Below are 15,234 nucleotides of genomic sequence, written 5' to 3'. Positions count from 1 at the left end.
GTTACAAGACCTAATCTAATATTTTATTATCTTTTGCCAGCGAGAAGCCAGCATGTCTAATTTAATGTTAAAGATTAATCAGCAGGATTATGAGTTTGATAATCTTGACCCGCGAACGACATTGCTGGATGTATGTCGTCACCATCTACATATCACAGGACCAAAAAAAGGCTGCGATCATGGGCAATGCGGCGCTTGTACTATGATTATTAATGGTCGACGAATCAATTCTTGTTTGACATTAGCGGTCATGCACGATGGTGATGAGATTACCACCATTGAAGGTATCGGACTACCTGAATCGCTATCAGAATTGCAACAGGCTTTTAAAGACCATGATGCGTTTCAATGTGGCTATTGCACACCGGGACAAATTTGTTCTGCAACGGCATTGATAGAGGAAATAAAACAACAGTGGCCAAGTCATGTGACTACTGACTTGCAAAATCCTAATGGACTGTTAGTACAAGAAATTGCTGAGCGCATGAGTGGTAATATTTGTCGCTGTTCAGCCTATCCTAATATTATCAAAGCCATCTCACAGGTACTCGAAAACCAACTATCAGATTCTTCTTCAGTGATTAACGATACATGCAATGATGAGGCAGCTGCTCTAACTATTAGCGGTATTTGGTCGCCGCCGCCTAGCGAGGCACAAATTGGCGGTCATTCAATGGTAAAGCAAACTGCCAATGTTGCTAATGTTGCTAATGTTCCCAATGCTGCCAGTGCTAAGGGAGAACGTTCATGAAACGCTTTGAATATATTCGTGTCCTCGAACCGCAACAAGCCGTGATGTTTGCCACGCCTGAGGATACATCTTTTATTGCCGGCGGCACCAATTTACTAGATTTAATGAAGATTGAGATTGAGACTCCTCAAAAATTGGTTGATATTACGCGCTTAGAGCTGCAACAAATAGAGGCTACTGCTGATGGTGGGTTACGCATCGGTACGCTGGTGACAAATAGTGATTTGGCCGCGCACCCAGCGGTTACGGCAGGCTACCCTGTATTAGCTCGGGCGATGCTAGCAGGGGCTTCAGGACAATTGCGTAATAAAGCGACCACAGGCGGCAATCTATTACAACGCACCCGTTGTTACTACTTTTATCAGCCCGATAGTCCTTGTAATAAACGCAATCCTGGTTCTGGTTGTCCCGCTATTAAAGGTGAAAATCGTCCGCTTGCTGTCTTAGGAACGAGTGATGATTGTATTGCTCAGCACCCATCAGATATGGCGGTAGCGATGCGCTTACTCGATGCCACTATTGAGACGCTCAAAGCAGACGGCACCTCGCGCCAGATTCCGATTAAAGACTTCTATTGCTTGCCAAAAGACACGCCAAATATCGAAACTGTCTTAGAGACAGGGGAGCTGATTACTCATATTGTTCTCCCAGCTCCAGTGAAAGGCATGCACACTTATGACAAAGTTCGTGATCGCGCCTCTTACGCCTTTGCTTTAGTGTCATGCGCGGCAGTAATAAACGTCAATAATCAAGGAAAATTAGAAACGGTACGTTTGGCATTTGGTGGTATTGGCACTAAGCCTTGGCGTAATGAAGCGGTTGAAGCATTACTTATAGGTACAGACGGTAACGTCGACATTATTTCGCAAGCGGCAGATTTGCTATTAAAAGATGCCAAGGGTAGTGGTCAGAACGACTTTAAGATACCGCTGACGCGTCGCTTGTTAAAGCAAGTTATTGAGCGCGCACTAACGGGTAAGGGAGCATAATCATGTCACTATTGGACGCAGTACTGCCATCAGAACCCACAAAAAAACTGACCATGGATAACCCAGTTGATACTCTTTTTGATAAAACTGCCAGTCAATTGGTTGGTAAACCTATCAACCGTGTAGACGGTTCCTTGAAAGTCAGTGGACAAGCGACTTATAGCGCAGAATTTTATATTGAAGGACAGGTTTACGGCGTCTTAGTGGGTGCGACCATTGCTAAAGGCAAGGTAAAGTACATCGATAGCCATGCAGTAGAGGCGATTCCAGGTATTATTAAAGTGGTTACTGATCCCGAGCATTTTTTGCGTAACGCCCAGCAAGGCGGAGAGAAAAAAGCACCCACTCAAGGAGTCGCTGAGATTTTTTACCATGGTCAGCCCATAGCTGCCGTAATCGCTGAAACCTTTGAAGCGGCTACTGAAGGCGCAAAAGCCCTCAAGGTGACTTATGAAGATGAAACAGCAAATGCTGTGATAGATTTCAGCTCAGCATTGGGAAATGCGCATTCGGTTGATGAAAAAAAAGGCTCAGACAAGAATTATAAGCAGGGCTACCCAGAGCAAGGACTTAAAGAGTCTGAGGTTTCGTTTGATCAGATTTATCATACGCCAAGCCAGAGTAGTTCGCCCATGGAGCCACATGCTACATTGGCTTATTGGGAGGATGAAAAGTTAGTCTTGTATACGGCCAATCAGATGTTGTCATCTTGCAAACAACAAGTGGCGGATGCCTTAAATTTGGATCCAGATAATGTACAACTGATTGCTCATTACGTTGGTGGCGGTTTTGGCAGTAAACTTGGTATTGCACCTGAATCGATTGCCGCGGCCATTTCTGCAAAAGAGCTAAAGCGTCCGGTATTGATTGTGATGACTCGCCCGCAAGTCATGGAAACCACCATAAGGCGCTCAGATACGCGCCAACGGATTGGCATCGGCTGTAATAAAAACGGTATTATTAATACTTTTATCCATAATACTATTACTAGTAACTTACCCGGCGAGAGCTTCTTTGAGCCTGCAGCGCTGTCTACTCACTATCTATACCGCGGTGAAAATCGTCAGGTCGACTATCAGATGGTTGATGTCAATAAAGTGCTATCAGGTTCTATGCGTGCCCCTGGGGAAGCGGTGGGGTTAATTGCTGTTGAATGTGCAATGGACGAGTTGGCCATTCAATTAGATATGGATCCTATAGAGCTACGCCGTCGTAATGAGCCTCATCAGGATCCTAGTAAAGAAATACCTTTTTCAACTCGGCAGCTGATCGCCTGTATGGAAAAAGGGGCTGAGCAGTTTGGTTGGGAGAAGCGCAATAAGATGCCCGCCAAGAGCTTAGAAGGAGACTGGTGGTTGGGTATCGGTATGGCTGCCGCTGCCCGTGGTAATCAGTTAAAGCTTTCTGAAGCAAGAGCAACCCTACAACTCGATGACTCAAAAACGCTTGGGATCAAAGCCATTATTGAAACGGATATGACCGATATTGGTACGGGCTCTTATACCGTATTTACCCAAATTGCTGCTGACCTACTTGGTCTACCGGTTGACCATATTGAGATGAAACTTGGCGATACCAGTATGCCGCCAGCCGTTGGTTCAGGCGGTAGCATGGGTGCGGCAAGCTCAGGTAGCAGTATTTATCTGGCGTGTCAGCAATTGCGTGAAATGCTGGCAGACAAAGTTGGACTATATTCCGACACCATCCAGCTAAATGACGGTCAGATCAGCGAAATAGGAGAGCATGAAGTTACAGTAACAGAGACTATCATTGAATCTGGTAAGGATGTCACCACTGAACTTGTAGAGAAGTTAGCAGAAAAAACGAGCGTGCCTCTCCCTGAATCTGTATTGGAACGCTTGCCGGAGAAGCAGGAGGCTAAACAAAGCAAATATGATTTTAGTGGCCATAATAGTTATTCCCTAGCCGATATTATCGCGCAATATGACGACCAAAAGTTAAGTGCTAAAGGCAAGATTAAACCGGGTAAAAATGAAAAAACCCATCGCCAATCTTCATTTGGTGCCAATTTTGCCGAAGTCGCTGTGCACCGAGTGACGGGCGAGATTCGAGTCAAGCGTATGACGGGCGTATTTGCCGCAGGGCGTATCCTCAATCACAAAACTGCTACTTCACAGTGCTATGGTGGTATGGTTTTTGGCATAGGTTCAGCTTTGATGGAAGAGGTTATCCATGATAAGCATGACGGTCGCTTATGTAATCATGACCTCTCTGAATACCATATTCCTGTCAATGCTGACGTACCGCAATTGGATGTTATTTTGCTAGAAGAAGATGATCGTTATACCAATCCGATGCATATCAAAGGGATTGGCGAAACGGCAATTTCAGGCGCTGCAGCAGCGATTGCAAATGCTATCTATAATGCGGTCGGTATCCGGGTTCGAGACTTCCCTATTACTCTAGATAAGCTTATTGACCAACTGCCAGATTGATTCTTATCAAATACTGTTTTGCTTAAAAAAACCCGATTAAACAGCGGGTTTTTTTAGCTTATTCTCTAAGCTTATTGATAAGTCTATAAGGAACGTTATGAATCAAGCTGCTGATATCCTTGACCTTGCTGAGCAAGCGATACAACAAAACATCGATGCCGTATTAGCTACCGTAGTTCGTACAGAAGGCTCGGCGTATCGGCAACCAGGGGCGATGATGCTTATCTGCGCCGATGGACGTTCGGTGGGAATGATTAGTGGTGGCTGCCTTGAGCCGCATATTATCAAACGTGCATTTTGGCTGACCCGTCATGGCGCGAGCGTCCAGATATACCAAACAGGGGATGACATTGGATATCATAACAATGGCGATCCTGATTCAACTGTTGTAGAAGAAGGCACTACTGTCAAAGATGAAGATAGGTCTGAAGACGATCTTTTAGAGGGCGAGCTCAATTTTGGCTTGGGTTGTAATGGACGAGTGCATGTATTGTTTGAGCGTTTAGCGACAGCAATACCGCTACTCGATTTAATTCGTCAGGTTCGTCACACTCAACAGTCAGCAACCATTGCTACGCTTATTAGGTCGGATAGTGCAAAGATTAAAGTGCCAGAAATGAAAGTTGGTAGCCGTATTTATTTAAATCAGTATTTAAGAGCAGGAAGTCTGACCGATTTATATTTGAACCGCAACATGATAAGCGATTCGAATACGTTTATAGATGATATGTTGTTAAATACCATTCAAAAACTATCAAAGCATAAGTTTCATAAAAAAAATGCTGAATACATTAAGTTAACGAGCGATCTAGAGCTACAAGCTACAGGTAATCGGAAGCATGAGAGTGAGTGGTTATTTCAGCGGATTTACCCACAGACACGATTAGTGATTTGCGGGGCAGGTAACGATGTTATACCGCTGGTGACAATGGCAAAGTTACAGGATTGGCATGTCACCGTCATAGACAGTCGACCCCAATATGCAACACGTCTGCGCTTTAGCCAAGCAGACTCAGTACTGTGCGTGGCTTTGGATGATAGCGAAACATTGCTCAATCTCAGTGCTGGCGCCGCCGTTGCTGTGATGTCTCATAGTCTGGCTCAAGACCACGCCCGACTAGCCGTACTACTAGAGCATTCTGCTCAATATCGTTATCTTGGACAACTGGGACCTCGCTATCGTACTGAGCGTTTAATCAAAGAAATTAGTGAGACAAGTGCTAACCCACATATTTTAGCTGATGGTATTCGTAAACTGCATTATCCTATCGGTTATAAGTTGGGTGGGGATGGACCTGAAGCATTGGCACTCAGTATCATGGCACAAATGAGCGCGGTGATTCATGGACACGCGCCGCAAATATCACTTCCAAATAGCTACTATAATCTGGACGCTTCAGAGCAATCAGGCTTCAATAATTATAAAAATGATTACGCCCATGACTAGCGATGTTGATACTAATAATTCTACTTTACCAACCAAAAATCCATTGCCCAATAGTACAGAAAATGATGAACAAAACCACGCTGTTATTATTTTAGCAAGCGGTCTGAGCGAGCGTCTTGGTCAATCTAAGCAACTGCTCAGCAAGCATGGCGAACCTCTCATCTGTTATATGACTAAAATAGCATTAGCCACAAAGCCTCTTGCCGTTATTGTTGTCCTTCCTAAAGATCAACCAGCAATCACTGATGCGATTAATGAGTTGGTCCGTCAAAATCCAATAATCTATACCGTGATGAATTTAATACCTAAAACGGGTATGGCGCATAGCTTGTCTCTTGGTATTGAAGCTCTGACTAACTTGAAGATCTCATTGATTAATCGAGTGTTAATCATGGGGGTAGATCAAGTATTGTTAGATAGTGAGCATTTGAAAGAATTGTTAGCGTTCAAAAGCACAGTGGTCGCTAGTCGTTATCAATGTCTAGATAAAGTGTATTCTACTAATACAAGTAAAAATAATATCACCGGTCTTCCGATAGTCATTAACGTTGAGCGTCTCAAACAGTGGCAACCAGCACTGATAGGGGATAAAGGTCTGCGCCATTTTATTAGAGCCTTACCATCAAATGAGTTAAGTACGGTCATAAACCATCAACTTAGCTATGATATCGATACGCCCAAACAGCTTTTTTATGCCAGACAACAGCATTGGCTTGATGCTTAATCATTTATAAGAAAATGGGTAGTTATAAGTACAGGAGCATATAGTTTGAGGGTTGCGATGAAAGAAAATGATAAGAGTAGCGTAGAATCAAGGGACGAACTGATTAAAAAATATTATCAAGACAGTAATTTGGGATTATTTGAATTACGCTCAAAAATCAAGTCGCATGCTTTGGGTAAGTATGAGGATCTATCATTAAATAATCTCAAGTTAATTACAAATTGTTTAATGCTATTGGAAGATTTTACTTATCAAAAAAGCTTAGAAGACAAAGAAAAAGACAAAGTAGCGTATTACAAGAGCTGCAAGTTACAAATGAGCGCACTACACGAAAAGCTAAGCGCCATTGAATTACATACAATGTATAGCGGTCTGCTATAAATGGCAACCGTGTTTAATGAGTTACAGAACTCACGTCAAACAGCACACTCTGGTCACTAGATTTTTACTGGAGCTATGGCACACTTCTTATTAGATTTAGTTGCTTAATAGTGGCCTTCCTATAGATCTATATTAAAAACGACAGTAACTTTTAGCAGCTAAATTATTTCAAACTTAGGTGGTGTTAGAGCGAAAAATGTTCTCATATTAAAAGGGAAGAAACGTGACTTCAGGAAGAAATCCCAGCATAAATAGGCGACCTATTTATATTCTGCCAAAAAACTTTGCTGACTATTTATGCCCTCAGCAAAATTATTATTTGTTTCTAGATATAGATGGTACGTTAGCTGATTTCACACTGAATCCAAAAGACAGTGTTATCCCAACATCAACCTTAACTCTTCTACAAAAAATACAAAGCCATGGTGTAAAACTTGCTGTCATAACAGGACGCAGTTTGGCTGAAGCAAGGCAAATGCTGTCTCCTTTAACATTACCGATTGCCGCAACGCATGGACTAGAAATAGCGTTTGATGATATCAGTGATCATAATGAGACACACGTTGTATCTGTTGACATCATGGAACTTGCTGTAATAAGAAAGTCTATTATCCAATCTTGCATTCCTTTTGATGACCTCACCGTAGAAAATAAACCCTATTCTGTCGCCCTCCATTTCCGAAAGAACCCTGTGTTGGCTGATGCGGCTTATACTCTCATGGTAGAAACCTTAAAAACTTATGCTAACTGGACATTGAAATCCGGTAAATATGTTTGGGAGGTAGTGCCAAAAGGAGTGGATAAAGGTAGCGCAATTCTGACTTTATTAAAAAGAATGCAGAGTAGTAATAGTGTTTTCCCTATTTTTATCGGTGATGATATTACGGATGAAGCAGGGTTTATCGCTGTACAAGGTGAAAATCAAATAATAGTCAGTCAACCACAGCCATTAAAAGGAATGGGGATTAAGGTTGGTAGTGAGGCTACGCATGCCAATTACTATGTACGTAATACTCATGAGGTCACCATGTTACTGAATAGCTTTTTAAGCTTTTGCCAAGAGCATTCAATGCTAGCAAAAGAAACAGTGAGGCACGTGATATGAGCCGCTTAATCGTCTTGTCTAATCGGGTTAAAATGCCTGATAAAAATCCAATGGCAGGCGGACTGGCGATAGCACTGCAAGACGTATTGATGGAAAAATCAGTCGTTTGGATGGGCTGGAATGGTGAAATCGTTAATATACTTGATGATGATTTCTCTCATGAATTTAGTATTACCAAACAAGCCGTCTTATCAGGCATAGATATATCACAGGGTAAGACCTCTATTACTTATATGACCACTGCTTTTACGACTAAGCAATATCAGCAGTTTTACTGTGGATTTGCCAATAATGTATTGTGGCCATTATTGCACGAGCGACCTGATTTAATTCATGAAACACCAGAGGATTACGCAGGCTATCAAGAGGTAAACCGTCTTTTTGCTAAGCAATTAAAGAAGATTATTAAGCCTGATGATGTGATTTGGGTTCATGATTATCACTTTTTAAGTGTGGCATATCATTGTAGGCAGTTGGGTATTCACAATCGTATCGGATTTTTTTTACACATCCCATTTGTCTCATTGCCATTTTGGCAATCGCTTGATAAAAGCGATGAGCTCATTAGGCACCTTGCTCATTATGACGTACTTGGTACACAAACTCATCAAGGTAGAGCCAACTGTCTTGTGGTTTGCAGATATTATTTAACAGATAAGATTTTAGAGGTATGTTCTTTAGAGCTCTCACCAATAAATGTTTTACACGACAAACATGCTGCTAGTCTATATAAATCATCTGATGTGCAGTTACTGCTCAATTTAGATTTAAAATCCCAGCATTCTTTAATGGTTAAGGCTTATCCAATCGGTGTGAATGTGGAGAGAATCCAACAACAGGTTAGCCATTTGTCTGCGCAGTGCTCAGTACAATACGTCAAAGCCCATCAGAGCAAAAAAAGCATAAAGTCTAACGCCCAACAGATTATTGCAGTAGATAGAATTGATTACTCAAAAGGTTTATTAAAGCGTTTTTCAGCATATCGCAATTTTTTACAGCAAAATCCGTCCTATCAGAATCAACTGAAATTATTACAAATCGCCTGTCCTAGTCGCTTAGATGTGCCTGCTTATCAACGACTTCATCATGATGTTAAAACTGCTGTTAATGATATTAATCAGCAGTTTTTGCCTCATAAATATACAAAAGATGCTTCTACAGGTAATTGGCAAGCTATCAGCTATGACGAAAGCGTAATAAGCCACGAGACATTAATGACGATGTTTTGGCAGAGTGATATCGGCTGGGTCAATTCGCTTAAAGATGGTATGAATCTGGTTGCCAAAGAGTATATTGCCGCTCAAAATCCTGATAATCCTGGCGTGCTATTGCTCTCACGTTACGCTGGAGCAGCGGCGCAAATGCAAGCCGCAGTCATTATCGACCCACATCAACCAAAAAGTATGACAAAAGGTTTAAGCATTGCTCTGACGATGCCATTAGGTGAGCGGCAGTCGCGCTATCAATCGCTACTGCAAGGACTGCAAAAAGATAACTTGCAAGCTTGGCAGCAGAGTTTTTTAGATGATCTGTATGATGTTAAAAGGCGACAAACAGATATTTTGAAACCTGTCACAGTCCAAATGTCTGACTCATAAGAACGATCAGGAGACCCTTATGCTACCGTTAGATGCAAAAAATCCTTTATTATCAGAGATTAAAGCCAGTATAGACAATATCATACATACTGATAATCAAACCATTAGGACGCTTGGCTTAACTGATGCATTACGTCATGACATTCTAAAAGCCTTAATCACCTATAGCAAGAAAGTCCCGCATCCGGCAAGTGGTGCTACCAATGTAAATGGTGCAATATCAAGCACATTGATCCGTTGGCAGATCTTGGCCTACGTTGCAGGAATCGATTTAACGATTGCAAAATGGTTTGAGTCGCACTTGGATGCGCTAAGTATTTTACATGAGGTGGGCTATGCTAAAGCTGATCAAGGGTTGTGGGCTGTTTGGGCAGCAGAGGGTCACTCCGATCCTATTCATTATCAGCAGGGTAAAATCAGCGGTACAAAAGAGTGGTGTTCCGGAGCCAACATTGTTGATCGCGCGCTAATGACCTATCGTGATAAGAACGGACAATCGCAATTACTTATTGTAGATATGCAGCAAACTGGCATTGAGATTGATAACGAGGAATGGCGGGCGATAGGGATGCAAGCCACTGATACAGCGACTTTACAGTTTTGTAAGGTGACAGCCAATCAAGTTGGGACAGCCAATGCTTATCTAGAACGTGTGGGGTTTTGGCATGGGGCGGCGGGCGTTGCTGCTTGCTGGTATGGGGCAACCGCTTATCTAGCAGACTATTTAATCAGCGCCTATGAGCAAAAACCAAACGATTATAAAGCCATGTATTTGGGTCAAATTAGTACGGCATTGGCAGTCACTCAGCAGTATTTTCATTATGTTGCTGGTTTAATAGATAGCCAGCCACAGCTGAGTCATGAACTTGCCATACGCCAGCTAAGATTACAAGTTGAGAAAGTCGCTCGCCAAGTAATGGAGGTTGTCGGGCAGGCATTGGGAGCAGCGCCATTTTGTCGCAATGCCCATTTTGCAAGATTGTCAGCCGATCTGCCCGTGTTTATCCGCCAAAGTCATGGCGCTGTTGACTTACAGAAAATCGGCGAATTAACTGGTATTTTAGCCAATGACTTAACTGATGGGCAGGACAATATATGGCAACTATAATATCCAATAAGGCTGTAGAACCTGCCACCAAAGATAATGCTGCTACCCATGTTGCTTTTCCTGAAGGCAACCATCCGATTGTAGGTGACCGTGTTATTGAAGGTGATGGCACCAGTCAAGATGCCTGGAAAAACTGGTCAGGCCTGCAAGACATGCCTCGATTTGATATTGCAAAAAGCTTTGCCCCGCATCAGCGTGTTTGTATCTTCGCCCCGCATCCTGATGATGAAGTGCTAGGCTGTGGCGGTCTGTTGCAACAACTGGCGGCGAATGGCAATCCTATCGTTCTTATTCACGTGACTAATGGCACACAAAGTCATCCAAACTCGCACGTTTATTCTCAAGAAAAGCTTAATATCATCCGTCCACAAGAAAGTATTAGAGCGCTAGAAGTATTGAGTGTGGCCCATCAAGTTATGACTATTGCTTTAGACTTAACAGATGGCAATGTCTTTGCCCAACAAGATCAGTTTCACCAGAAACTATCCACCATTATTAAACCTAACGATATTTTAATAACGCCTTTTATGCATGACGGGCATCCTGACCATGAAGCAACTGGACAAGTGGTGGTCTCATTTGCCAAGCATCATCATTTAGCCTGTTATCAAGTGTTGATTTGGGCATGGCATTGGGCAAAACCTGCGGATAGCCGTATTCCTTGGCACTGTGCCAAAAGAGTCGACTTAACCACTGAGCAGCTACAGCGTAAAATAAAGGCCATTGCCTGCTTTGAAAGTCAAATCACTGCTGATGACAGTACGGGCAATCCGCCTATTTTATCCGCGCAAACGATCGCTAGAATCAGCCAACCTTGGGAGGTTTATTTATATGAATCACACCTCTGAACCTAAGCCATTAATGAATGCCGATAATTTAGTTGATAGTGTAGATTATGATAAAACTGTCTTAGACGATAATTCTGCTACTAAGTGCCAATCATCTGCTTATTCAGAATCGTATTTTGACGCATTATATAATGACAATACGGACCCATGGCAGTATCAAACTCGCTGGTATGAAAAACGAAAACGTGATATTTGTCTAGCGATACTGCCCCAATCTCAATATAACAATGCCATTGAACTGGGCTGCGGAAACGGCGTGCTTAGTGAATTATTAGCTCAACGTTGTCGGGCATTAGTGAGTATCGATGGGAATCAACGGGCAGTGCAACTTACGAAAGAGCGCTTAGCAGAATTGTCTCATGTTAAGGTTATTCAAGGTGTGGTTCCTAATAGATTATTAAATTTAAAGGAGGCAATCATAGAGGCTTATCCTTTATCAAACGATACACCTACTATAGAGCCAGCCTTTGATTTAATTGTCATTAGTGAAATTTTATATTATTTATCACCCAATGATATTGATACAGTGATCGCTTGGACTCAGCAAAACCTTGCTATAGGCGGTACATTGCTATGCTGTCATTGGCGCTATGCTATTGATGGCTTTGCTATGACAGGTGAAACCGTACATCGGCGCCTGCAACATGCCTTTAACTTTGCAAATAATGAGAAGCATCAGGTTGCGTTCAATCATCAAAGCCAAGTGATAGACAATGATTTCTTATTAGACGTTTGGCAACGTTCTCCAAGCTCGGTAGCCATGCAAGAAAACTTGATATAACAGAGTGTAAGTTTTAAAAAACTGAGTAGAGAGGTGAATAGGCTATGAAAATTGGCATTGTGATTCCCGCTCATAATGAGGCAATGACCATCGCTAAATGCTTGGCATCAGTACGGACCGCTATCGAGCAATTGCCCTCAACGATTAAAGCGTATCCGCTAGTGGTGTTGGATAACTGCACTGATAATACGCAGTCCATCGTCAAAGCCGCTGGCATTGATTACTTATGCTGTGACTATCAATGTGTGGGAAGGGTGAGAGATATTGGTATTCGTCATGCGATCACAAATGGTGCCACATGGATTGCCTGTACAGACGCTGACTCCGTGGTAACTGTGGATTGGTTGGCACAGCAGATTGAACATACTAGCCACCAGCCGACAGATATGATTTGCGGCGTAGTGCAAGTTGACAGTTGGGCACGGTTAACACAGCAAACTCGAAAGGATTATATCGCTCATTACCAAGATAGAATGGGACACCATCATATTCATGGAGCAAATTTAAGTTTTAGTAGTGAGGCTTATCTGGCTGTTGGCGGCTTTGCATCTATACCTTGTCATGAGGATGTGGACTTGGTTAGTAGATTTGAAGCTCAAAACTATGCCATCACTTGGAGCAATCGTGTCCGTGTAATGACCAGTAGCCGACTACAGGCTCGAGCAACTGAAGGTTTTGCAGCATTTCTAACCCATTTAGAACAAAACAATATACATTAAGATATGCAATATGAGACTGTACTGTAGTAGTCAGATGTTCTAAATTAGTTGACCACTACAGTTGATCTACCAATACCAAGTGAGTTTGCTACATCGGGTATTTTACGTTGATGATCAACCACTAAGCTGATAGCTTCAAGTTTGACTTCTTGGATATATTGGTTGCGTTTGTTGGCCATACTATTTTCTTTCTTTGGGTTCAGCTAACCTCTTAGAAGCTGTCCAGTTTTATTATGCCATTACATCAAACCATTGATACCCTTAGCCTACAGCCTACAGCCTACAGCCTACAGCCTACAGCCTACAGCCTACAGCCTACAGCCTACGATTCAAGTCCTCACTAGGGAATTGAACCTTCGGCTGCGCTGAACCTATTTTTCTGGGTATAGCTATATTACAAACTCGAAAGCAGAACACTGGTTTCACTATTCAGAATGCCGTCAATTTCTCTTACTTGACGCAGTACTTCATCAAACTCTCTCAAGCTTGTCGTGTGTATCTCTCCTACCAAGTCCCATGCCCCATTGGTCGTATGTAGCTTAATCAGTTGCGGGATACCTCGCAGTTTCCTAATCACTTGTGACGTAGACTTTCCTGTTACTTCAATCATCATCATTGCTTTGACGGTTTCTTTGTCTAGTGCCTCATGCACTCGAATCGTAAATCCTAAAATAGCGCCGTTATGCATCAGTCTATCCAATCTGTTTTGGATAGTGGCACGAGAGACTTTGAGTTTTTTAGCAAGGTTTGAGATGGTTGCTCGACCATCTTGTCGAAGTTCAGATATCAGTTCGCTATCTAAAGAATCATAAGTGTAATACGCCATAAAAACGCTTCCTCCATTGAATTTTGACATTATGCTAAGTAACACCTAACAATATGTCAAAAATAGGCCCATATTTAATAACTTATTGACATTTTAACTGACAATTATAGTTGGTAGGATATTAATTGTCGGTTCAACAAACAATATTCATGAAAAGGAACAGCATTAATGTCTAAATTTATCGTATCACCCAAGGAAGGCGTGCCATTCGTTAGTGTACAAGCGATGGCTAAAATGATTCATGATTATGGTGTTGAGCAATGTATTAAAGATCTAGTGGATGCTTTAGAGCAAGATTTTCTTCGTTGGGATCAGTTTGAAAAATCTTCTCGCTTTGCTTCGCATTCCAAAGACGGTGTCATTGAGTTGATGCCAGTAAGCGATGGAGAGATGTTTGCTTGCAAATATGTCAATGGTCATCCAATCAATACCAAACGAAACTTGCAGACCGTAGCGGCGATGGGTATATTGTCTGACGTCGAAAATGGCTATCCTATTTTGCTGACAGAGATGTGTATCCTGACGGCATTACGTACGGCTGCCACATCAGCTATGCTGGCCAAACATTGCGCGCCAAAAAGCGTTACAAAACTGGCACTAATAGGAAACGGTGCTCAGTCTGAATTTCAAGCCTTGGGCATGAAAGCCATCATGGGTATCTCAGAAGTTCGTTTGTATGATATTGATCCAGCGGCATCACAGAAAACGGCTGACAACCTTGCAGACTCAGGTCTGAAAGTGATTGTTTGTCGCACGTTAGAGGAAGCTGTTTTAGGTGCAGAGATTATTACTACCTGTACGGCTGATAAAACCAATGCCACTATTTTACGAGACGATATAATCACAAAAGGTGTTTATATCAATGCGATAGGCGGTGATTGTCCTGGTAAAACAGAGCTAGATAGCAATATATTAATGCGAGCAGACCATGTGATTGTGGAGTTTGAGCCTCAGACACGCATTGAGGGAGAGATTCAAAATCTATCAAGCGACTTCCCTGTTACTGAATTTCATCGCATCCTCAAAGGTGAAGTGCAAGCTCGAACGTCAGCAGATGATCTAATCGTGTTTGATGGTGTTGGTTTTGCTTCAGAAGACTTTACGGCGTTGGTCTTCTTACGCGACTTAATCAGAGAGCAGGGAGGGTATGAGATTTTAGATCTAATCCCGCAACAAGCTGACCCTAAAAACCTATATTCGGTAGTGAAAGCACATAGCAAAGATCATAGCCTAGTGACGAATGAAGCTGAATCTGTGACTATATCGTAAGTGATTAATACAATAGTTATTAATACTACAAAACGACAAGCACTTCTCATTTTGTGTAGCGTTTAAAATCTGCATTATTTTTTTAAATTTTATCTATATTTAGCAAGGCTCTTGGACAGTTATGGATATGTTTATTGTTTTAAATATATCTGCTAATTTTCAAGAGCTTTAATATATAAAAATGAATTTAATTTAAATGATGTAAAAATTATTTTATTTAATAGAGAAAAAA

At 42.0% G+C, this 15,234-nt stretch carries 15 protein-coding genes; 13 read left to right on the top strand and 2 right to left on the bottom strand.

Annotation, left to right across the window (positions count from 1 at the left end; all coding sequences use genetic code 11):
- Positions 1 to 52 precede the first annotated feature (52 nt).
- The 12 genes from M0221_RS09080 to M0221_RS09025 all read left to right on the top strand — a co-directional run bounded on the left by M0221_RS09080 (position 53) and on the right by M0221_RS09025 (position 12,907).
- Positions 53 to 751, top strand: a complete 699-nt coding sequence (locus M0221_RS09080) for a 2Fe-2S iron-sulfur cluster-binding protein (RefSeq protein WP_483283622.1) — start codon at positions 53 to 55, stop codon at positions 749 to 751.
- On the top strand, positions 748 to 1,740 hold the full coding sequence (locus M0221_RS09075; RefSeq protein WP_483283621.1) for an FAD binding domain-containing protein: 993 nt from the start codon (positions 748 to 750) through the stop codon (positions 1,738 to 1,740). The genes M0221_RS09080 and M0221_RS09075 overlap by 4 nt, the downstream gene beginning before the upstream one ends.
- 2 nt (positions 1,741 to 1,742) lie before the next feature.
- Positions 1,743 to 4,196: a molybdopterin cofactor-binding domain-containing protein gene (locus M0221_RS09070; RefSeq protein WP_483283620.1), complete on the top strand. Its 2,454-nt coding sequence runs from the start codon at positions 1,743 to 1,745 to the stop codon at positions 4,194 to 4,196.
- Positions 4,197 to 4,293: 97 nt separating this feature from the next.
- Entirely contained in the window at positions 4,294 to 5,643 is a 1,350-nt protein-coding gene (locus M0221_RS09065; protein ID WP_483283619.1) for an XdhC family protein, read from the top strand.
- On the top strand, positions 5,636 to 6,367 hold the full coding sequence (locus M0221_RS09060; RefSeq protein WP_483283618.1) for a nucleotidyltransferase family protein: 732 nt from the start codon (positions 5,636 to 5,638) through the stop codon (positions 6,365 to 6,367). Before M0221_RS09065 ends, M0221_RS09060 begins: the two co-directional genes overlap by 8 nt.
- A 57-nt stretch (positions 6,368 to 6,424) precedes the next feature.
- A complete protein-coding gene (locus M0221_RS09055) occupies positions 6,425 to 6,748 on the top strand; it encodes a hypothetical protein (protein ID WP_483283617.1) in 324 nt (107 codons plus the stop codon).
- Positions 6,749 to 6,971: 223 nt separating this feature from the next.
- Entirely contained in the window at positions 6,972 to 7,853 is an 882-nt protein-coding gene (gene otsB / locus M0221_RS09050; protein ID WP_483283616.1) for a trehalose-phosphatase, read from the top strand.
- Positions 7,850 to 9,451 (top strand): trehalose-6-phosphate synthase, encoded by a 1,602-nt coding sequence (locus M0221_RS09045; RefSeq protein ID WP_483283615.1) that lies wholly within the window; start codon positions 7,850 to 7,852, stop codon positions 9,449 to 9,451. The genes otsB and M0221_RS09045 overlap by 4 nt, the downstream gene beginning before the upstream one ends.
- 19 nt (positions 9,452 to 9,470) lie before the next feature.
- On the top strand, positions 9,471 to 10,559 hold the full coding sequence (locus M0221_RS09040; protein WP_483283614.1) for an acyl-CoA dehydrogenase: 1,089 nt from the start codon (positions 9,471 to 9,473) through the stop codon (positions 10,557 to 10,559).
- Positions 10,547 to 11,407 (top strand): PIG-L deacetylase family protein, encoded by an 861-nt coding sequence (locus M0221_RS09035; RefSeq protein ID WP_483283613.1) that lies wholly within the window; start codon positions 10,547 to 10,549, stop codon positions 11,405 to 11,407. Before M0221_RS09040 ends, M0221_RS09035 begins: the two co-directional genes overlap by 13 nt.
- Entirely contained in the window at positions 11,391 to 12,188 is a 798-nt protein-coding gene (locus M0221_RS09030; protein WP_483283612.1) for a class I SAM-dependent DNA methyltransferase, read from the top strand. The genes M0221_RS09035 and M0221_RS09030 overlap by 17 nt, the downstream gene beginning before the upstream one ends.
- A gap of 44 nt (positions 12,189 to 12,232) precedes the next feature.
- Entirely contained in the window at positions 12,233 to 12,907 is a 675-nt protein-coding gene (locus tag M0221_RS09025; RefSeq protein ID WP_483283611.1) for a glycosyltransferase family 2 protein, read from the top strand.
- Between the two features lie 44 nt (positions 12,908 to 12,951).
- Here M0221_RS09025 and M0221_RS09020 read toward each other — a convergent pair whose 3' ends face one another.
- Both M0221_RS09020 and M0221_RS09015 read right to left on the bottom strand, forming a co-directional pair.
- On the bottom strand, positions 12,952 to 13,086 hold the full coding sequence (locus M0221_RS09020; protein WP_483283610.1) for a transposase: 135 nt from the start codon (positions 13,084 to 13,086) through the stop codon (positions 12,952 to 12,954).
- A gap of 215 nt (positions 13,087 to 13,301) precedes the next feature.
- Complete coding sequence (locus tag M0221_RS09015) at positions 13,302 to 13,733, bottom strand: Lrp/AsnC family transcriptional regulator (protein WP_149492220.1); 432 nt, start codon at positions 13,731 to 13,733, stop codon at positions 13,302 to 13,304.
- Between the two features lie 168 nt (positions 13,734 to 13,901).
- Between M0221_RS09015 and M0221_RS09010 the strand changes: the two genes are divergently transcribed.
- Complete coding sequence (locus M0221_RS09010; protein WP_483283609.1) at positions 13,902 to 15,002, top strand: ornithine cyclodeaminase; 1,101 nt, start codon at positions 13,902 to 13,904, stop codon at positions 15,000 to 15,002.
- The last annotated feature ends 232 nt before the right edge of the window (positions 15,003 to 15,234 follow it).

This window comes from Psychrobacter sp. ANT206 (assembly GCF_056880555.1).
The sequence above is the reverse complement of the archived record's forward strand: the minus strand, read 5'-3'. Positions and strand labels throughout refer to the sequence as shown.